The organism is Selenomonas sp. KH1T6, assembly GCF_900108415.1.
In the GTDB taxonomy this organism is placed as follows: Bacteria; Bacillota; Negativicutes; order Selenomonadales; family Selenomonadaceae; genus Selenomonas_B; species Selenomonas_B ruminantium_A.
In genome coordinates, this window is the sequence record NZ_FNWN01000006.1 from 26,268 (window position 1) to 44,425 (window position 18,158).

At 53.5% G+C, this 18,158-nt stretch carries 20 protein-coding genes and 3 pseudogenes; 1 reads left to right on the top strand and 22 read right to left on the bottom strand.

Annotated features, from left to right (window positions below; all coding sequences use genetic code 11):
- The first annotated feature begins 42 nt into the window (after positions 1 to 42).
- On the top strand, positions 43 to 792 hold the full coding sequence (locus tag BLW59_RS05565; RefSeq protein WP_074696862.1) for a PrsW family glutamic-type intramembrane protease: 750 nt from the start codon (positions 43 to 45) through the stop codon (positions 790 to 792).
- Between the two features lie 386 nt (positions 793 to 1,178).
- Here BLW59_RS05565 and atpC read toward each other — a convergent pair.
- The 22 genes and pseudogenes from atpC to lptB all read right to left on the bottom strand — a co-directional run.
- A pseudogene (gene atpC / locus BLW59_RS05570) lies at positions 1,179 to 1,506 on the bottom strand (ATP synthase F1 subunit epsilon); the annotation flags it as partial.
- A gap of 38 nt (positions 1,507 to 1,544) precedes the next feature.
- Positions 1,545 to 1,715, bottom strand: a pseudogene (locus BLW59_RS05575) (F0F1 ATP synthase subunit beta); the annotation flags it as partial.
- Between the two features lie 32 nt (positions 1,716 to 1,747).
- Positions 1,748 to 2,332, bottom strand: a pseudogene (locus BLW59_RS05580) (TRM11 family SAM-dependent methyltransferase); the annotation flags it as partial.
- A 27-nt stretch (positions 2,333 to 2,359) separates the two neighbouring features.
- On the bottom strand, positions 2,360 to 3,130 hold the full coding sequence (locus tag BLW59_RS05585) for a DpnI domain-containing protein (RefSeq protein ID WP_074696866.1): 771 nt from the start codon (positions 3,128 to 3,130) through the stop codon (positions 2,360 to 2,362).
- Between the two features lie 96 nt (positions 3,131 to 3,226).
- Positions 3,227 to 4,096, bottom strand: coding sequence for an Rpn family recombination-promoting nuclease/putative transposase (locus BLW59_RS05590; RefSeq protein ID WP_175463361.1), 870 nt, complete (start codon positions 4,094 to 4,096; stop codon positions 3,227 to 3,229).
- Between the two features lie 111 nt (positions 4,097 to 4,207).
- Positions 4,208 to 4,651, bottom strand: a complete 444-nt coding sequence (locus tag BLW59_RS05595; RefSeq protein ID WP_029545916.1) for a F0F1 ATP synthase subunit epsilon — start codon at positions 4,649 to 4,651, stop codon at positions 4,208 to 4,210.
- A 5-nt stretch (positions 4,652 to 4,656) separates the two neighbouring features.
- Positions 4,657 to 6,072, bottom strand: coding sequence for a F0F1 ATP synthase subunit beta (gene atpD / locus BLW59_RS05600; RefSeq protein ID WP_029545918.1), 1,416 nt, complete (start codon positions 6,070 to 6,072; stop codon positions 4,657 to 4,659).
- A 61-nt stretch (positions 6,073 to 6,133) separates the two neighbouring features.
- Positions 6,134 to 6,997: an ATP synthase F1 subunit gamma gene (gene atpG, locus BLW59_RS05605; protein WP_029545920.1), complete on the bottom strand. Its 864-nt coding sequence runs from the start codon at positions 6,995 to 6,997 to the stop codon at positions 6,134 to 6,136.
- A gap of 12 nt (positions 6,998 to 7,009) precedes the next feature.
- Positions 7,010 to 8,545 carry a F0F1 ATP synthase subunit alpha gene (gene atpA / locus BLW59_RS05610; protein WP_029545922.1) on the bottom strand — a complete coding sequence of 512 codons (1,536 nt, stop codon included), beginning with the start codon at positions 8,543 to 8,545 and terminating at the stop codon, positions 7,010 to 7,012.
- 62 nt (positions 8,546 to 8,607) lie between these two features.
- Entirely contained in the window at positions 8,608 to 9,147 is a 540-nt protein-coding gene (locus BLW59_RS05615) for a F0F1 ATP synthase subunit delta (RefSeq protein WP_074696870.1), read from the bottom strand.
- On the bottom strand, positions 9,141 to 9,644 hold the full coding sequence (gene atpF / locus BLW59_RS05620) for a F0F1 ATP synthase subunit B (RefSeq protein ID WP_074696872.1): 504 nt from the start codon (positions 9,642 to 9,644) through the stop codon (positions 9,141 to 9,143). The genes BLW59_RS05615 and atpF overlap by 7 nt, the downstream gene beginning before the upstream one ends.
- A gap of 40 nt (positions 9,645 to 9,684) precedes the next feature.
- A complete protein-coding gene (gene atpE / locus BLW59_RS05625) occupies positions 9,685 to 9,936 on the bottom strand; it encodes a F0F1 ATP synthase subunit C (RefSeq protein WP_029545927.1) in 252 nt (83 codons plus the stop codon).
- 36 nt (positions 9,937 to 9,972) lie between these two features.
- Positions 9,973 to 10,644 carry a F0F1 ATP synthase subunit A gene (gene atpB / locus BLW59_RS05630; protein ID WP_029545929.1) on the bottom strand — a complete coding sequence of 224 codons (672 nt, stop codon included), beginning with the start codon at positions 10,642 to 10,644 and terminating at the stop codon, positions 9,973 to 9,975.
- Between the two features lie 121 nt (positions 10,645 to 10,765).
- Positions 10,766 to 11,164, bottom strand: coding sequence for a hypothetical protein (locus BLW59_RS05635; RefSeq protein WP_074696874.1), 399 nt, complete (start codon positions 11,162 to 11,164; stop codon positions 10,766 to 10,768).
- A gap of 193 nt (positions 11,165 to 11,357) precedes the next feature.
- Positions 11,358 to 11,594 (bottom strand): AtpZ/AtpI family protein, encoded by a 237-nt coding sequence (locus BLW59_RS05640; protein WP_074696876.1) that lies wholly within the window; start codon positions 11,592 to 11,594, stop codon positions 11,358 to 11,360.
- Between the two features lie 53 nt (positions 11,595 to 11,647).
- Positions 11,648 to 12,817, bottom strand: coding sequence for a non-hydrolyzing UDP-N-acetylglucosamine 2-epimerase (gene wecB / locus BLW59_RS05645; RefSeq protein ID WP_074696878.1), 1,170 nt, complete (start codon positions 12,815 to 12,817; stop codon positions 11,648 to 11,650).
- A 74-nt stretch (positions 12,818 to 12,891) separates the two neighbouring features.
- A complete protein-coding gene (locus BLW59_RS05650; protein WP_029545937.1) occupies positions 12,892 to 13,944 on the bottom strand; it encodes an MraY family glycosyltransferase in 1,053 nt (350 codons plus the stop codon).
- A gap of 184 nt (positions 13,945 to 14,128) precedes the next feature.
- A complete protein-coding gene (locus BLW59_RS05655; protein ID WP_029545939.1) occupies positions 14,129 to 14,587 on the bottom strand; it encodes a deoxycytidylate deaminase in 459 nt (152 codons plus the stop codon).
- 12 nt (positions 14,588 to 14,599) lie between these two features.
- Positions 14,600 to 15,001 carry a resolvase gene (locus BLW59_RS05660; RefSeq protein WP_074697066.1) on the bottom strand — a complete coding sequence of 134 codons (402 nt, stop codon included), beginning with the start codon at positions 14,999 to 15,001 and terminating at the stop codon, positions 14,600 to 14,602.
- 14 nt (positions 15,002 to 15,015) lie between these two features.
- A complete protein-coding gene (locus BLW59_RS05665) occupies positions 15,016 to 16,251 on the bottom strand; it encodes a DUF3084 domain-containing protein (protein WP_074696880.1) in 1,236 nt (411 codons plus the stop codon).
- Positions 16,252 to 16,302: 51 nt separating this feature from the next.
- The gene (locus BLW59_RS05670; RefSeq protein WP_029545945.1) at positions 16,303 to 17,403 is read right to left on the bottom strand and encodes an LptF/LptG family permease; all 1,101 of its coding nucleotides are present in this window, start codon (positions 17,401 to 17,403) and stop codon (positions 16,303 to 16,305) included.
- 11 nt (positions 17,404 to 17,414) lie between these two features.
- The gene (lptB, locus tag BLW59_RS05675) at positions 17,415 to 18,134 is read right to left on the bottom strand and encodes an LPS export ABC transporter ATP-binding protein (protein ID WP_029545947.1); all 720 of its coding nucleotides are present in this window, start codon (positions 18,132 to 18,134) and stop codon (positions 17,415 to 17,417) included.
- Between the last annotated feature and the right edge of the window lie 24 nt (positions 18,135 to 18,158).

The following is an 18,158-nucleotide window of genomic DNA, read 5'->3' on the forward strand; positions in this document are numbered from 1 at the left end:
TTCAAGTATATCGTTGAATTTGTATAAACAAGAGGTGGTATTATGTCGATTGCAGCAGCCTTCCTGATTGAAACCATCGTAGCCATTGTTATTTTACGCTGGTTGTGGGGAAAGAAAAACGGAGAAAAGTTTTCGCGCAAAACAGTCCTGGCCATCATATTATTGGCCATTCCTTCCGTATTCATTTGCAGCTTAGCGGAAGATACCCTTATAAAGAGCATCATCTCCCGAGGACTGAATCCCCTCATTACGGGCTTTATCGTGACCGTATTTATCATAGGCACTTATGAAGAACTCGCCAAATATGCTGTATTGCGCTGGGTAATCAGCCGCGACCAAAATATTGTCTCACATCTGGATATAGTTCTTGCCTCCGTCATGACTGCCATGGGTTTTACCTTATTTGAAAACTACGGCTATCTGGCAGCCATGGGCAAGAGCAGCTTGATACGCATTTTCATTCCCTTACACTTGCTGTTTGGCATCATCATGGGCTATTATTACGGAAAAGCACGAGTCACAGGCAAGCGGTTCTATCACTTTCTGGCCCTGGCCCTGCCGATACTGGTCCATGCCATTTTCGATTTCTTCCCGCTTACGATGAAATACCTGCCCCAGGATAAAGAAACCATCGATGCACTCACTTCCCTGCCTTACGAAACCGACAAGATGATTCTTGTTTTTGGAGCTGTTATTACCTACACTGCCGCCATCCCAATCTTGATCAAAGCATTAAGGAAAATCCACAAATGGAGCCGCAACGACGAACTGCAGGAGCGCATAAGACTATAAGGCCAAAAGGAAGTTTTGCCGTAACCAAAACTTCCTCTTGGCCTTTCCCCAACGGAACTAGCTTCGCGTTGCACGAGGCGGGCTATTTATTTATTGGCAAACACATAATTCAGCATTACCGCGACTCTCCATATCATGTTCTCTATCAGAATAGGAACAATTTCAGAAAATATTTTACAAATAGTTTCATTTTCTTCCAATACGCAAAGGGGCTGTGAAATAAATCTTTGTAGGCTCAAAAAAATACAAGAGCACAAAACCAGAAATCCTTGAAAATCAAGGTCTCATGGTTTTTGTGCTCTTTTTCTTATGTTGCAGTAGCAACGTTTTTAGGGACTTTTTCACATCCCCTTTTCATCTTAAAGGCTATATTCAGTTCCGCTGGCCTTAAGCCGTGCCATGACGCGCAGGAGGGCAAGTTCGGCGCGGTTTACGTCTATGTCCACGGGGGCTTCTGCCGCCGTTGCCAGTACCGTGACTTTTTCCGGAGTTACCTCCATGAAGCCACCGGCGCAGGCTATGAGCTGCTCGTCCCTGCCGTCCTCGAACTTCACGCGCAGGGCGTGAGGCTCAAGGCCTGTGACCAGGGGGGGCATGCTTGGGCAGGATGCCCAGCTCGCCGCCGGTGGAACGGACGATGACCATGCGGACGTCCTCTGAATAGACCACCTTGTCAGGGGAAACTATCTCCAGCCTGGTTGTAGCTAAAGCCATCTAAATCAGGCCTCCTCCGCTTTCAGCTTCTTGGCCTTCTAAATGACCTCGTCAATGCCGCCTACCATGTAGAAGGCAGCCTCAGGCAAATCGTCATGCTTGCCCTCAAGGATTTCCTTGAAGCCGCGGATGGTTTTCTTCAGGGGCACGTACTTGCCCGGGGTGCCGGTGAAGACCTCTGCCACAGCGAAGGGCTGGGAGAGGACGCGAAGGTGATGCACGCCTGCATGACTCAGATACATTATTTTCTAAACACAAACAGATATTCATGGGCAATGAGCAGGAAATTATATTTCACGCTGTTAGTTTTCCAGTAGCCTGTGGCTCTGCAGTTGTGCTGTTCTTTGATAATAAGCTCCTTCAGGGTGAAGCCTGCTTCCTCGAAGATTTTCATTACATCGAAGGACATTGGCACCATGCACCCTTTCTTTCTGGTGTCTCCCATAAGGATAGCGCAGAATTTGTCCTTTTTCAGAACTCTGTAGCTTTCTTTCGCCACCTTTTTCATTTCCTCCAGAAAGTCTGCTATTGCCATGCGGGATAGGTCTGCCGGAATATCTTCGCTGTACTGAATAATGTTAGCATAGGGCGGGTGGGTGCATATCAAGTCTATTTGTTCGTCTTTCAGAAAGTCAAGGTTTCTGGCGTCTCCTTTTTGCAGGGTAACCCTGCCCTCTGCCCCTTCGTGCTCGAAGTCTGTCTTTTCACGGCATCTTTCCAGGGCCATATCATTGACGTCCACGCCAATAATGTTGCGGTTCAAAAGTTTTGCTTCCACCAGCGTAGTGCCGCCTCCGGCGAATTGGTCAAGGACATGATGGTTTTTATATTGCTGTTGTCTTTTTCTTGTTTATTATTGTTTTAATCTATACTCGCCTCGGCCCAGGAATTCTACAAAGCCCTTGTCACGCAGATATTGTAGTTGCTGGCGGATTTTTGGCTGAACATTGTGATTTTCCCTGTGGCGCTCTTGCAGGTAATCGGTGAAGGCATAAACGTCCTGCAGGGTGAAGTGTTCCCTGCCTATTTGCTCTAAGCAGTAGAGTACGTCCATGAGCCAGCCCCTGGCCTGTATTTTGCTGGTGGCAAGGGCTGTGGTGGTGGAGACTTTTTCGCAAACGGCTTTAGGGTCAAGGATTTCTCTTTGACTGATGACAGGGATTTTTCCTTGGGCGGGGATATTCTTCCAGGCGATATTGCACCCTGTCCACCCCGCCCGGCGGGCTGTAGGCGGCAGAGGCTTCCTCTTGATGATGATTTCCGAGGTGAAGAAGTAGCTGGGGATTATCCAGAGGTTTTCTACCATGTATTCAGGGCGCGTGTATTCCATGACGAACAGGTGCGGGTTATTGTCGTCCATGAGCCTCCCCATCATGGTTTCATAGGCTCCGTCTGCAATTACCGAGCCGAAGCGCCCATTATGGCTTTTCAGTTCGAAGGTGTTCCGGCAATGGGGGCAGCAGAGGTCTGCCACGGGCTTGTTGTTTTGCAGATGCTCAAGGCGGGGCGCTCCACACATGACACAGTACATGTTTTCAGCGGCCCAGGCTTCCGTAATGACTCTGGCTTGCTGTTGGGGACTGTGGTAAGCTGCCCCCAGGTCAGCGTCCATGCGTATGTCCATGTTTTGCCTCCTGTCGCTGGATCTGAAATACGGCTGGCAGAATGAATGCCAGACGTACAAAATGTCATGAAAGTATTTTTCGCTTACCGACTTGCCTTACCAATTTGCTTCCACATACTTATTTGCCGTTTTGTCATCGAGTCCGAAAACTTCTGCCAACTTGAGGGCAATGGTTTTCTTGTCCAGGTTAAGGCTTTTCAGTGCAACTACCGTGCCCCTGATGCCTTTCTTTTCGCCTCGTTCTTCGCCCCTTTTTTCGGCATAACTCAATTGTGCTGCCTGGTCGCGATGGAATTTCTCTGCCTTCTCATAAGACCTTCTGGCCACTTCGTCTTTGGTGAACATGTCTTCCACCTCCATTGCCTCTTTTATGGCCTCTTCACCGGCGGCTATTTCCTCCAGTTCCTCATCAGAGGTAACAGGAGAAAAATATGCCGCCCATTTTTCCATGCGGTTCATGTCCTTTACGCTCTTGCTCTTGAACTTCGGCAGTTCAAGGAAGTGTATTTCCAGCTTGTCCGTCAGCTGGCACTGGGTCTTGATATCGTAGATGCCAAAACAGCTGTGCATATCGGTGTACTGCTTTTCATTGAACAGGTTGAAGCCCAGAATGTTGATGGCAATGGTACGCTTTAGCTGGTCGTATTCCTCGCCGCGCTTCAAATCGGCATAGTTTCGCGCCCAGTAGAACAGGGAACGCTCCCCCATGGCAGCCAGAGCATTGACCTGCATTTCGATATTGACCTTAGTGCCGGAAGCCGTACGCCCCAGTATGTCAAGGCGCGACTCCTTGCCCTCATACTCATCAGAGTCAATCTCCCGGTCGATGAACTCAATGTCCACCAGTTGCTCAGTGCCCTGAAACTCAAGGAAAGCATTGATAAGTGCAAGAGTAATCTTAGGATACTTTGCGAAGATTGCTTTGAAAACCGCATCATTGGTGCGGTTGATGCGAAAAGCCGCCATGGTCATTCCTCCCATTTCTTCTTTTATTTTATGACTTTGCCTTTTGAAAAACAACACTTCTCCACTAAAAAATGGCTGTGCAATTATTATGCAACAGCCATTTTAATCGTCTTAAAGGCTATATTCAGTTCCGCTGGCCTTGAGTCTGGCCATGGCTCTCATAAGCGCCAGTTCGGCACGCTTTTCGTCAATACTTTGCTTGACCTCGGGGGTGCCGGTCTTGAATTTTTCCAGACGCTCCCTGGCGCGGTCGAAAGCCCGCTGGGCGCGGTTCACGTCGATGTCCACAGGCGCTTCGGCTGCCGTTGCCAGCACGGTGACTTTTTCTGGAGTAACCTCCATGAAGCCGCCGGCGCAGGCAATGAGCTGCTCGTCCCGGCCGTCCTCGAACTTCACGCGCAGGGCATGGGGCTCAAGGCCTGTGACCAGGGGGGCATGCTTGGGCAGGATGCCCAGCTCGCCGCCGGTGGAGCGGACGATGACCATGCGCACATCCTCTGAATAAACCACTTTGTCAGGGGAAACTATCTCCAGCCTGGTAGTAGCTAAAGCCATCTAGATCAGGCCTCCTCCGCTTTCAGCTTCTTGGCCTTCTCAATGACCTCGTCAATGCCGCCTACCATGTAGAAAGCAGCCTCCGGGAGCTCATCATGCTTGCCTTCGAGGATTTCCTTGAAGCCACGGATGGTCTCCTTCAGGGGCACGTACTTGCCCGGGGTGCCGGTGAAGACCTCTGCCACAGCGAAGGGCTGGGAGAGGAAACGCTGAATCTTGCGGGCGCGGGAAACTGTGAGCTTATCGTCATCGGAAAGCTCTTCCATGCCCAGGATGGCGATGATGTCCTGCAGGTCCTTGTACTTCTGAAGCACAGCCTGGACGCCGCGGGCCACTTCGTAATGCTCCTCGCCAATGACATGGGGGTCAAGGATACGGGAAGTGGAATCCAGGGGATCCACTGCCGGATAAATGCCCAGCTCTGCAATCTGACGGGAAAGCACCGTGGTAGCATCCAGATGAGTGAAGGTACCTGCCGGTGCCGGGTCGGTAAGGTCATCTGCCGGCACATAGACTGCCTGCACGGAGGTGATGGAACCTTCCTTGGTGGAGGTGATGCGCTCCTGGAGGGCACCGATATCCGTGGAGAGGGTCGGCTGATAACCAACGGCGGAAGGCATACGGCCGAGGAGTGCGGACACCTCGGAACCTGCCTGGATGAAACGGAAGATGTTGTCGATGAAAAGCAGCACGTCCTGATGCTGTACATCACGGAAATACTCTGCCATGGTGAGGCCGGTGAGGCCTACGCGCATACGAGCTCCGGGGGGCTCATTCATCTGGCCGTAGATGAGGGCCGTCTTGTCGATAACCCCGGACTCGGTCATTTCGTTCCAGAGGTCGTTGCCCTCACGGGTACGCTCGCCCACGCCTGCGAAGACGGAGTAGCCGCCGTGCTCGGTGGCGATGTTGTGGATCAGCTCCATGATAAGCACGGTCTTGCCCACGCCTGCGCCGCCGAAGAGGCCGATCTTGCCGCCCTTGGAATAGGGAGCAATCAGGTCAACCACCTTGATGCCTGTCTCCAGGATGCTGGTGGCAGTCTCCTGCTCGTCAAATTTCGGAGCCGGGCGATGGATGGGCCAGAACTCCTTGTTGCCAACGGGCTTCGGGTTGTGGTCAACGGTCTGTCCCAGCACGTTGAACACGCGGCCCAGGCACTCATTGCCCACGGGCACCTTGATGGGAGCGCCGGTATCCTCAGCGTCCATGCCACGCTGGAGACCATCGGTGGAGCTCATGGCGATGCAGCGGGTGACGCTGTCACCCAGATGCTGCATGACCTCTACCACCAGGTCGATATCCACCTTGTCGGCTTTGCCCTTGATGGTGATTGCATTGAGTATCTCCGGCAGCTCGCCTGCCGGGAACTCGATATCTACGACAGGTCCGATGACCTGTACGACTTTACCTTTTGCCAATGTAAAACCTCCTCCTTCCGGAGTTTTCACTCCTGAGGATAATATTGTGCACCGATTATAATCACTTCAGGGCTTCTGCGCCGCTGACGATCTCGTTGAGCTCCGTGGTGATGCCTGCCTGACGTACCTTGTTGTAATGCAGCTCCAGCTTGGAAATCAGCTCGGCCGCATTGTCGGTAGCGTTCGACATAGCATTCATGCGGGAGGACAACTCACTGGCTGCCGCCTGCAACAGGGCTGCATAGACAGTAGTGTAGAGGTACTGGGGCAGCATGTGCCCAAGCACCGCCTCCGCCGAAGGCTCATAGATGTATTCGGTGCCGGGGCCCTTCGCCTCGCCGGCTTCCCCTTCCGGTGCCACGAAAGGCAGCAGCTGCACAGTTTCGGGCACGCAGGAAATAGCCGATACGAAGCGGGTGTAGACCATCTGCACATCAGAGATTTCTCCGCTTTCGAATCTCTCTATGATGTGGCGGGCAATCTTCTGGGCATGCTCAAAATGAGGCTTCTCAGAAAATCCCGTGAAGGTCTCGGCCACGTTATAATTTCTGTGCTTGAAGAAATCCCGGGGCTTGCGGCCCACGGTGACTACTTCGGTGGTCGCCTTATCCTCGATGGACTGGAGAGCTTCCTTGCAGGCATTGCTGGAATATGCTCCAGCCAGGCCCTTGTCAGCTGCCATCACCAGCACCAGGCGGTGTCCCTCCTCATGGGTTTCAAGCAGAGGATGGGAGAACTCGCCACCCACGGTCACGGCAATCTCCTTCACCACCTCAGACACCTTTTCCGCATAGGGACGGTTGGCCTGGGCTGCCTCCTTGGCATGGCGCATACGGGACGTAGCCACCATGTCCATGGCGTTGGTGATCTGCTGGATGCTCTTGACGCTCTTGGTACGGCGCTTGATGTCTTGTAAGCTAGGCATGAAAATCCCTCCTTACGCCATCTTGTAGTCCACGGTTTCCTTGAACTCCTCGATAGCCTGGGAGATTTCCTTCTCAAGGGCATCATCCAGCTTCTTCTGCTCTGCAATCTTCTTGCCGGTGTCGGGATGGGAAGTGTGCATGAACTTGATGAAGTCATCCTGGAACTTCACGACCTTGTCCACGGGGATATCCGTCAGGAAGCCGCGGACAGCGGTGAAGATGGTCAGCACCTGATCCTCAACGGAAAGAGGTGAATACTGGGCCTGCTTCAAAGTCTCAACCATGCGCACGCCGCGGTCCAGCTGTGCCTTGGTAGCCTTGTCCAGGTCGGAGGCGAACTGGGCGAAAGCTGCCAGCTCGCGGTACTGGGCCAGGTCCAGACGCATGGTACCAGCCACCTGCTTCATTGCCTTGATCTGGGCGGAACCGCCTACGCGGGAGACGGAAAGACCCACGCTGATAGCCGGGCGGATACCGGAATAGAAAGCATCCGTCTCCAGCATGATCTGGCCGTCGGTGATGGAAATGACGTTGGTAGGAATGTAGGCCGAAACGTCGCCTGCCAGAGTCTCGATGATGGGCAGCGCCGTGATGGAACCTGCACCCAGCTCGTCGGAGAGCTTGGCTGCGCGCTCCAGGAGGCGGGAGTGGAGGTAGAAGACATCGCCCGGATATGCCTCACGTCCGGGGGGACGGCGAAGCAGCAGGGACATGGCGCGGTAAGCTGCAGCGTGCTTGGTAAGGTCATCGTACACGCAGAGGCAGTGGCCGCCATGGCCGTTCTCATCCTTGGTGTACATGAAGTACTCAGCCATGGCTACGCCGGCATAAGGTGCCAGATACTGCAGCGGTGCGCTGTCAGAAGCGGTAGCTGCCACCACGATGGAATACTCCATAGCGCCGTGGTCTTCCAGGGTCTTCACCACACGGGCTACAGTGGAGGCCTTCTGGCCGATAGCCACGTAGACGCAGATGCAGTTCTGGCCCTTCTGGTTGATGATGGTATCGGTGGCGATAGCCGTCTTGCCGGTACCGCGGTCGCCGATGATGAGCTCGCGCTGGCCGCGCCCGATGGGCACCAGGGCATCGATAGCCTTGAGGCCGGTCTGGAGAGGCTCATGGACGGACTTGCGGTCTGCAATGCCCGGTGCCTTGAACTCTACAGGGCGGGACTCCGTAGTCTTGATGGGGCCCTTGCCGTCGATGGGACGGCCCAAGGCATCCACCACGCGGCCGATCATGGCCTTGCCCACGGGCACCTGCATGATCCTGCCCGTACGCTTGACGGTGTCGCCTTCCTTGATTTCCACGTCGCCGCCCAGGATAACGGCACCGACGTTGTCCTGCTCAAGGTTCAGGACCAAACCATATATATCATTGCCGAAATCGAGGAGCTCGCCTGCCATAGCCTTGTCCAGGCCATGGATATGGGCGATGCCGTCGCCGATTTCGATAACCGTGCCAACATCATCCACATTCAGATCTACATTGTAGTTCTTGATCTGGTCTTTGATGATCGCGGTTATTTCTTCCGGATTCATTTTCATATTTCGCTGTCACCCCAGTTTCTTTATGCTCTGCTCCTGCCTGCTTTTGGCAAAAGCAGCTTTTAATTGGCTAAGAGCTGTGCTGTCATTTCCTGCAGGCGTCCCTTCACGGAGCCGTCAATGCGCTTGTCGCCAATGCGCACCACCACGCCGCCGATCAGGCTCTCGTCCTTGTGGGTGCGGAGAGTGATCTCCTTGCCCGTGACGGAAGCCAACTTCTTCTGGATCTTCTCCTGCTGTGAGGAGGTCAGCTCCTGGGCGCTGGTAACATCAGCCACCACAATGCCCCGGGCCTCATTGGACAGGCTGCGGTAGATATCCTCGATAGCCTCGAAGAGCTCTATGCGGCGCTTGTCCACCAAAAGGTAGAGGAAATTAAGTACAGTCTTGGAAAGTTCCCCGTCAAAAAGCTTCCGCAGCAGTTCCTTCTTGTCCTCCCTCTGAATCTGGGGATTGGCAAGATAGCTTTTCAGCTGCGGAGCGCTGTCCAGGTCCTTTCGCACAGAGGCAAGCTCCTCACCGTAGGGGATGAGCTTTCCCTCTTCCTGCGCCAGCTCGAACATAGCCTTGGAGTACTTGCGCGCTAACTGTAAATTCAGCATGACAAATCACCAATCTTATTTTTATCGAGCTTTGCCACAAAATCGCCGATAAGCTGCTCGTTCTCGGCAGCGTCCAGGTTCTTGGAGATGATTTTGCCAGCAGCAGCCATGGACAGAGCCACCATCTGGGTGCGCAGCTCTTCCACTGCACGCTCCCTGTCGCGCTCGATCTCAGCCTTGGCGGCTTTCTTCATCTGCTCAATCTCCCGCTCCGTATCGGCTTTGCGGGCTGCACGGTACTCTTCCGCACGTTCCTCGGCTCTCGCCTGTATCTCCTGGGCCTTAACGCTGGCTTCTGCAAGCTTTGCCTTGTAGTCAGCCAGCACAGCCTCAGCAGCTGCCGCATCGTCATCAGCACGCTGAATGCTGTCGGCAATGCGGTTCTCACGGGCTTTCAGCATGCTCACTACCGGCTTGTAAGCCAGCCAGCGGAGCAGGGCCACCAGGATCAGGAAGTTCAGGATCTGCGCAACCAGCGTCATGTTCAGATCTATCAATTCCTATGCCTCCCTTCAATCATCAAACAAGATAAGTGTCTTATTTGATCAGCGGGTTAGCATAGAGCATGATCAGAGCCACGACCGTTGCGATGATGGCCATGGACTCGATGAGGCCGACGGAAATCAAAGTATTGGTGAAGAGCTTGCTGCCTGCCTCAGGCTGACGGGAAAGACCCTCGATGAAACGGCTGGTGACAAGACCATCACCTACGCCAGCGCCAATAGCGGCAAGACCCATCGTAATACCTGCGCCAACCAGAGCAGCGGCTACCATAATTGCGTTTTCCATGAAAAAATCCTCCTTAAATAATGAAAGATAAGAAAATTACTCTTCATCCTCTTTGACTGCGTTGGCGAAATACGCCATGGACAGCATCGTAAAGATGAACGCCTGCACGGCACCGATGAAGATACTGAAAGCCAACCAGATAACTGACGGCACCGGCATCCAGATCGGCATGAGTTTCAGCAGGATGATGATGAGGATCTCACCTGCCAGGATGTTGCCGAAGAGACGGAAGGACAATGTGATTGGCTTCGCAATCTCTTCAATGGCGTTGATGATGACAAAGACCGGCGTTGGCTTGAAGAAATGGCCGATATAATGGCCGCCCTTCCTTGCCACACCCAGCACGTGCACCATCACGATGACCAGCAGGGCCAGGCCCAAAGTGGTGTTCAGGTCATTGGTAGGAGACGCCATCCCAGGGATGAGTCCCAGCCAGTTTGACACCAGCAGGAACATGAAAAGCGAGATGATGAAGGGAGCCAAAAACATGCCGCCCTTGCCCATGGTGCCTTTCATCTGCGCCTGCAGACCTTCAACGACCATCTCTATCACATTCTGCCAGCCGCTGGGTACCAAAGAAAGGTTCCGAACAGCCAGGAAGGCAATGATGAGGACGATCGCCATGGTGAGCCAAGTCATGCAGAGGGTTTCCCAGTTAAAGGTCATACCAGCCCATTGCACAACTTCGCGAACACCGATTTCATGCATAAACCTCTACCTCCTCCAGGGCTTTGCCCCAATATTTTTAGGGCGGATTGCTCCGCCATTTGGAACTGTCCGTAAATTTTTGCTTTACTTACTTTCAATTCCTTATGAGAACCGGCGCCTTTCAGCTCCGTTTTCCCTTCTTGAGATTATTGCCTATCATCAGCACCAGAGCCGTCAGATAGACCGTGAGAAACCCCAGCACCGTCACCGCAAAGACCTGGGTGCCGATCTTGGCCGCTACGCCAAAGATAAGTGCCAGGGTAAGAAGCCTCAGGATAAGGCCAAAGAGCATTTCCTTCTTGGCACCTTGCGCGCTCATCCCCGCGCTGCGGAAGGTGCGGTAGACCAAAGTCCAAAGGTAGGCTCCCGCTGCCAGATACCCGATGAACAGGGCTCCTATCAGCTGCGCCCCGCCGGACGCCATGAGGCTCAGGCAAAGCATGGCCGTGAAGGCCGCCAGGGTCAGGCAAAAGGGCCTTTTGATTTCTCCCAGTGCTTCTTTCAAAACAGAGGTATCCATTCGCAAATTCTCCCACAAGTGCATTATTCTACACAATGCACTTTATTCCTGCCTGCAGCAAAGAAAATAAGCATTTTCCCACTTGCACGCAGTTTTTATTATAAGATATTACTTTGTTTATCGCAAGTGAAGATTATCATAATCGCCATGAATTATTCCTATCGTATCATAACTCACATAAAATGAGCGTAATTCAAACCACGCCGTTTTCCTTGATTTGCCGGTAAAGGGTATAAATAGCCCCCGGAAAGCCTATGATGATTCCCACCAGCTTCCCTGCGTACCCCAATCCAAGATTTTCGTCAGCCAGATTGCCCAGCCAGAGGCAGATGCCCACAAACACGACAAAATAAATGCCTACACCGGACAGCAGGGCAAAGGCTTTGACAGCCTGCCTGAGGCCCTCATTCTTTCCGGGTTCTTCGCTCATCTTTTTCCCTCCACAACAAAGAGGCCCCCTGCCGGGCAGGGAGCCAGTGAACCTTATTTATCGCTGCCCATGAAAACGTCCGGGCGCTCGTCAGCCAGGCCATAATGATAGAGGATAGCCTGGATGATGCGGCGGCTGGCCTCGCCATCACCATAGGGATTGCAGGACTCAGCCATGCGGCTGTATTCTTTTTCATCGGTGAGGAGAAGTTTTGCTTCCTCATAGACGCGCTCACGGTCGGTGCCGATGAGCTTAACCGTGCCTGCGGCCACAGCCTCGGGGCGCTCGGTGGTATCCCGCAGCACCAGCACAGGCTTGCCCAGAGCCGGAGCCTCCTCCTGAACTCCGCCGGAATCCGTGAGGATCAGATGCGCCCTGCTCATGAGGTTAGCAAAGGGCTCATAATCCAAGGGGTCGATAAGGTGTACTTTCTCAAGGCCCCCCAGTTCTTCATTGACCACTTCCCGCACCTTGGGGTTCTTGTGCACGGGGAAGACTACCTCCACATCGGCGAACTCCTCGGTGAGCTGCTTCAGGGCCTTGTACACATGACGCATGGGCTCACCCAGATTCTCACGGCGATGGGTAGTTACAAGGATGATGCGCTTGTTCTGAAAGTCGATTTTCTTCAGGAGCTCATCTTCAAACTGGAAATCCTCCCGCACCGTATGGTGCAGGGCATCGATAACCGTATTGCCCGTGACGAAAATCTGCTCGGCAGGCACATTCTCTGCCAGCAGATTGCGCTCAGAAGTCTCCGTGGGCGCAAAATCCAGAGCTGCGATGCAGCCCGTGAGCTTGCGGTTCATTTCCTCCGGGAATGGAGAATAGATATTGTGGGTGCGGAGGCCTGCCTCCACATGGCCCACGGGAATCTGGTGGTAGTAGGCCGCCAGGGCGCCTGCAAAGGTAGTGGTGGTATCACCGTGTACCAGCACGATATCCGGCTTCTCCTGCTGCAGCACCTTGTCAAGGCCCATCATGGCCTTGGAGGTGATGTCAAAGAGGGTCTGGCCGGCAGACATGATGTCCAGATCGTGGTCCGGCTTGATTTCGAAGAGGTTCAGTACCTGGTCAAGCATATCCCTGTGCTGGGCCGTCACAGCCACCACCGGCGTAATCTCCTCCGGGTGCTTCTGGAGTTCCAGCACGATGGGAGCCATCTTGATGGCCTCCGGACGGGTGCCAAATACAGTCATCACCTTGATTTTCTTGTTTGCCATAAATCTATCACCTTTCCCCATACAGATAAAGGCAGGGAACGAGCCTGCCTTCATTGGGATTCCCTATTAACTGCTCAGTGCTGCTGGGCAGAATCATTCAAATGGAAAATACCGATTTTCTTGGCCCCAAAGAGCACTGCCGAAATAACCACGCACACAATAGCGATGGACATCTGGGGGCTGACCTCCGTGAGAGCCACAGCGCTGAGACCCAGCAGGGCGCTGATGACGTACATCAAGAGCACTGCCTGACGCTGGGTGAAGCCCAGATCCAGCAGACGATGATGCAGATGACCCTTGTCCGGCTTGAAGATGGGCACTCCCCCACGGTAGCGGCGCACAATGGCAAAAGTGGTGTCCATGATGGGCAGCCCCAATGCCAGGATGGGCACAATGAGGGCGATGGTAGCTGCGCTCTTCACCGCCCCGATGACGGAAATGCCAGCCAGCATAAAGCCCAGGAACATGCTGCCAGAATCCCCCATGAAGATGCGGGCAGGATTGAAGTTATAGTAAAGGAAGCCAAAGGCCGCCCCGGCCAGAGCCGCCGTCAGCACTGCCACCAGCATGAAGCCCTGCTGCAGGGCCACCAGGAAGATGGTGACAGCCGCAATGGAGGAGACCCCCGCTGCCAGGCCGTCCAGGCCGTCAATCAGATTCACCGTATTGGTCAGGCCCACAATCCAGAACAAGGTAGCAGGCACAGCCAGATACTCAAGGAAGAGATAATCCCCAAAGGGGTCAGTGATGAAATCAATCCTCACATCAAAGCCAATCACCAGCACGCAGGCGGCGATAATCTGTCCCAAGAGCTTCACCTTAGCAGGCAGGTTGGTATAATCATCGATAAGGCCAATGACCACAATCAGCGTGCCGCTGACCATCAGGCCAATGATTTCCTGCTGTACCTCAGCATCCACGCTCACCAGCACCAGCACAGCTGTCATAGCTGCCATGAAGGCCAGGTAAATGCCCAATCCCCCGATGCGGGGAATGGGATTCTTATGCACTTTGCGGGCATCGGGCTTGTCAAGAGCCCCGGTTTTCTTTGCCAAAAAGATAACCCCAGGCGTCACCAGCAGAGCCATTCCGGCGGCAATGATGAACGCCAACATATAATCCGGCATAACTTAAGTCGCACTCCTTCAAATTCAAACGAAAAGGCACTCCTGCCTAAATAACAATCCTATTCTACCCCATGCCCATGGCAGTGTCAATAATGTATCTTATCCCTTGCCAAGCATGAAAAAAAGCTGAAAGCATATAAAAAAGGAGTCCTGCGGACTCCCTTAGATTCTTATGAACAGTTCCTTATGCAATTTCATCCGGCCTGCAAGTGATGATGCTGCCGTCTGTCTCGTAGTAGACCACCTGGGAAAGCTTCGCATTGCGCAGCATGCGCCTGCAAAGGAGACAAGGCTTGCCGGAGGCCAGTGTGCCGTCGGCATTGTAGCCTACGATGTAGATGGTGGCACCTTCCATTAGAGCCGGGTCGGCATTGATGATGGCGTTCTGCTCCGCGTGGACAGCCACGCAGAGCTCGTAGTTCTGCCCCTTGGGGACTTTCAGCCGCTCGCGCTCGCAGAGACCCGTATCGATGCAGTTGGCCTCGCCTCTGGGGGCGCCGTTGTAGCCGGTGCTGATGATGATCTTATCCTTGACTATGATGGCTCCGTAGCGGCGGCGCAGGCAGGTGGCACGGCGACCAACCGCTTTGGCAATGTCAAGAAAATATTCCGTCCAGTCAGGACGGCTCTGCTGCTCTCCCATTTGGCTTCCTCCTCACACAGTTCCTTTATCAATTTCCCGGCGGGCAAGTATCACCGCCACCAGATCATCCACTGGCTCCGGAGGCACCTGCATGGTGACAGGCAGGAACCGTCGCCAGCCTTTAGGCGGATTTACCTGCCAGTAAAGCTTTTTGGCTTCCTCCGTAGTGCGGTATTCATCCACCACCTTCAGAGTCATTTCCGGCAGGGCTTTTTTCAAGCGCCCCTCCGCCTCCTTGCTGGTGGTACCATTGCCCATTATCAAACAAACAGGATCATGTTCCCTGGCCCTGGCTATGGCAAACTCTTCCAGAGCTCTAGTTTCAATCACCTGCCGCCAAAGGATTTCCCCCTGGCCATTCAATACTGCCAGACCGCATTTATCCCGTCCCGGATCCAGTGCCATGATATTCATGCTCAATACGCCTTTCATTTTGAGGAGTAAATGCCATCACTGTCCTGGGCAGGCTCCAACTTGAAGTCAAGCCGCAGCGGCCCCATGGCATCCGTGGCATCGCGGGCATAGGCAGTAAGCACGATGTGGTCCGTGCAACTCCGAAGGTTTTCCACCAGATTGTAGAACTGCGCCCCTTCGATGACACCTACGGAACCGCGGATGGGATCGGGCAGTATGCCCTTGGCCACCGCTGCCTGATTGACATTCATCAAGAAATCCATGACCACCATCTCTGCCTCTTCCTCATCATGCTTCCTGAGAGTATACGGCTTTGCGAGAATGAGCTCCTTGCTACCATAGATAATGCTGTTCTTATAAAGTTCCAGAGAAGCGCGGACAACTTCCCCGCGCACCAGATTGCCAGCAGCAACGATGCGCACTACCATATCCTGGGAGCTTTCCGCAATAGCCTTGATGGCAGCCTCAGCCTCTGGCTGATATATCCAAAGGCCCTGATCTGTCTGATTGATGCCCAGACGGGCAGACACATTGCGGTTAGCCAGCTGGGCCAGAGACTGAAGGTCTGCCTCCACAGCTTCCTCGCTGCGGCCCCCCTGGATTACGCCGCTGGCCAGGATTTCTCCAGCCCTGAAGGTTATGTCACCCTCACGCATGGTAATTAGGCCATCCTTGAGACGCTCTGCATTCCGCTCAAGATTCTTGTTATCCTTGCTAAGCTTTTCATTATTCTCTGCCAGGCTGTCATTATCTGCCAACAGGGACTGGTTTTCACTGCTAAGGCTGTCCCTCTCTCTCTGCAGGTTTTCCTTTTCCTGCTGCAGCAGGTCATTGCCTGCCTGCAGTTCACGGGATACAGCCTCTAATTCCTTCTGCTGGTTCTGGAGTTTTTCCACATCCACTTTGGCCTTATCCAGAGCGCTGTCAGCTGCTTCCTTCTCCACCCGGGCAGCCTGCAGCTCGCCTGTAGCCTGCTCAATGCCCGCCTGCATTTCCGCCATGTGACGCTTGAGCTTTTCCATGCCAAAGAGCGCCGTGCGGACATTTTCAGAGGTAGCCGCCAATACTGCAAAAGTCATGGTGGTAATCAGGGCCCCGGTGATGATGGTGACGATGATGGAGGTGTGCCGGGGACGCAGACCAAAAATAGACAAGCGCTTTTTGCCTATCTTAGTGCCAAGTCTGTCGCCAATAAAGGCAATAGCCCCACCTGTCAGTATCAAGACTGCTATGAGAAATATGCCATACATCTGCTATTGCCACCTTTCCTGGTTAGATTTCCTGCTGCTTATCTTGCTGCGTTATTTGGAAGCCCGCCTGATAAGGAATCCTCCTGCCAGCAGGCCCACGATGTTCGGTATCCAGACCGCCAGCATGGGGGCCAGAGCCCCGCTTCTTGCCAGGGCATTGCCCATAGTCATGAGCGCATAATAGAAGAAGATGATGATGACGCTCATAGCAAAGCCGGCAGAAGAAGAATTGCGGTTAGGCTGCAGCCCCAGCGGTATGCCGACCAAGGCAAATACCAGACTGGCCATAGGCACACTGACGCGCTGGTAAAGCTCTGCCTCCAGCTTGTTGGTGTTTACAAACTGGGTCTTCATAATGTCAATCTCAGCCCGCAGTTCCTTCATGGTGAGCTCTGAAGGCTCCTTCTGTGCCCTGACTATCTGCTTGGGAGCAGAAGCCACTGGCAGGGTCTGCTTGTCAAAGCGCAGGGTATGCGCCTTCTTGTCCTCGCCTTCGGCCATATCATAGATAATGCCGTTGTGCATGGTCCACTCCTGGCCATTCCACTCAGCGTACTCAGCATTCTCCACATGGGTTACCTTGCCGTCCACGCCGAATTCCTGCATGGTGACACCTGTCAAATGCTCCGTCTCAGCTTCATAAAGGCGGGCATAGACCAGGCGCTGTATTTTACCGTCCCTGATTTCCTTCAGGATAACGTGCTCCTGGGATTGCAAGGTAGTATTGCCCTCAATCTCATAGTAAATCACATTGCGGTAAGCACTGTTGGCCCAAGGCACCACGTATTCATTGAAGGCAATTGCGCCAATGCTCACCACCAGCCCCATAAGAATAGCGGGGGTAGCAATGCGTGTAAAGCCCACACCGCAGGATTTCATAGCGGTTATTTCCGAAGAACCGGACAGCTTGCCAAAAGTCAAAAGCGTAGCCAAAAGCATGGACATGGGAAATGTCCAGATAATGACACTGGGCATGCTGAACACAAATACTTTCAGCACCGCCGAAAGGGAAGCACCATAATCCGTAATGAACCTGGCAATCTTAAAGAGCGTGCCTGAGCCGATGAACACGGCAGAAAAAGCACAGATGCCAAAGAGGAAGGACAGGAAGATCTCCCTGAATATGTATTTGTCTAATATTCTCAGCTTCATCCTGCCTCTCCTTACATACTGAAATTATCGCCCAGATAGAATTTCCTGGCGATGGGACTGTTGGCTATGGTGTCGCTGTCACCTTCCAGAAGGATCTTGCCGTTGTTGAGAATGTAAGCCCTGTCCACAATCTGCAGTGTCTCGCGGACGTTGTGATCCGTAATGAGGATGCCCATGCCCCGCTGCTTGAGATACTGGACAATCTCCTGAATATCTGCCACAGCCAGGGGGTCAACCCCCGCAAAGGGCTCGTCCAGCAGGATAAACTGCGGTTCCAAGGCCAGGCACCTTGCTATCTCCACCCGGCGGCGCTCACCACCGGAAAGCTCTGTGCCCTTCCTTTCCCGCACATGGCCGATATGGAATTCCTCCAAAAGGGATTCGTACTTGTGACGCTGTTCTGCCTTGGAAAGTTCTGTAGTCTCAAGAATGGCCATGATATTTTCCTCAACCGTCAGCTTGCGGAAAATAGACGCCTCCTGAGGCAGATAAGAAATGCCCAGCCGCGCACGGCGGTACATGGGCATACCGGCAATATTGACCCCGGACAGATTCACCTCTCCGGAATCGGGCTTCTCAAGGCCCACTATCATGTAAAAGCTGGTGGTTTTGCCGGCACCGTTAGGGCCCAAAAGACCAACTATCTCGCCTTTTTCCACCCGCAGGGACACACGGTCAACTACGGTACGGTCCTTGAACCTTTTCACCAGGTTCTTGGCTTCGATATGCAAAGCTAAGTCCTCCACTCCAATACT

Excerpts from the sequence above, each read along its gene's own strand:
- BLW59_RS05650 (WP_029545937.1), bottom strand. The coding sequence starts at position 13,944 with ATGCCGGATTATATGTTGGCGTTCATCATTGCCGCCGGAATGGCTCTG.
- BLW59_RS05565 (WP_074696862.1), top strand. The coding sequence starts at position 43 with ATGTCGATTGCAGCAGCCTTCCTGATTGAAACCATCGTAGCCATTGTT.
- BLW59_RS05670 (WP_029545945.1), bottom strand. The coding sequence starts at position 17,403 with ATGAAGCTGAGAATATTAGACAAATACATATTCAGGGAGATCTTCCTG.
- BLW59_RS05665 (WP_074696880.1), bottom strand. The coding sequence starts at position 16,251 with ATGTATGGCATATTTCTCATAGCAGTCTTGATACTGACAGGTGGGGCT.
- BLW59_RS05615 (WP_074696870.1), bottom strand. The coding sequence starts at position 9,147 with ATGCTGAATTTACAGTTAGCGCGCAAGTACTCCAAGGCTATGTTCGAG.
- BLW59_RS05595 (WP_029545916.1), bottom strand. The coding sequence starts at position 4,651 with ATGGCTTTAGCTACTACCAGGCTGGAGATAGTTTCCCCTGACAAAGTG.
- BLW59_RS05655 (WP_029545939.1), bottom strand. The coding sequence starts at position 14,587 with ATGGGAGAGCAGCAGAGCCGTCCTGACTGGACGGAATATTTTCTTGAC.
- BLW59_RS05590 (WP_175463361.1), bottom strand. The coding sequence starts at position 4,096 with ATGGCGGCTTTTCGCATCAACCGCACCAATGATGCGGTTTTCAAAGCA.
- atpA (WP_029545922.1), bottom strand. The coding sequence starts at position 8,545 with ATGAAAATGAATCCGGAAGAAATAACCGCGATCATCAAAGACCAGATC.
- wecB (WP_074696878.1), bottom strand. The coding sequence starts at position 12,817 with ATGGCAAACAAGAAAATCAAGGTGATGACTGTATTTGGCACCCGTCCG.
- BLW59_RS05635 (WP_074696874.1), bottom strand. The coding sequence starts at position 11,164 with ATGGATACCTCTGTTTTGAAAGAAGCACTGGGAGAAATCAAAAGGCCC.
- BLW59_RS05640 (WP_074696876.1), bottom strand. The coding sequence starts at position 11,594 with ATGAGCGAAGAACCCGGAAAGAATGAGGGCCTCAGGCAGGCTGTCAAA.
- BLW59_RS05585 (WP_074696866.1), bottom strand. The coding sequence starts at position 3,130 with ATGGACATACGCATGGACGCTGACCTGGGGGCAGCTTACCACAGTCCC.
- BLW59_RS05660 (WP_074697066.1), bottom strand. The coding sequence starts at position 15,001 with ATGAATATCATGGCACTGGATCCGGGACGGGATAAATGCGGTCTGGCA.
- atpE (WP_029545927.1), bottom strand. The coding sequence starts at position 9,936 with ATGGAAAACGCAATTATGGTAGCCGCTGCTCTGGTTGGCGCAGGTATT.
- atpG (WP_029545920.1), bottom strand. The coding sequence starts at position 6,997 with ATGCCTAGCTTACAAGACATCAAGCGCCGTACCAAGAGCGTCAAGAGC.
- atpB (WP_029545929.1), bottom strand. The coding sequence starts at position 10,644 with ATGCATGAAATCGGTGTTCGCGAAGTTGTGCAATGGGCTGGTATGACC.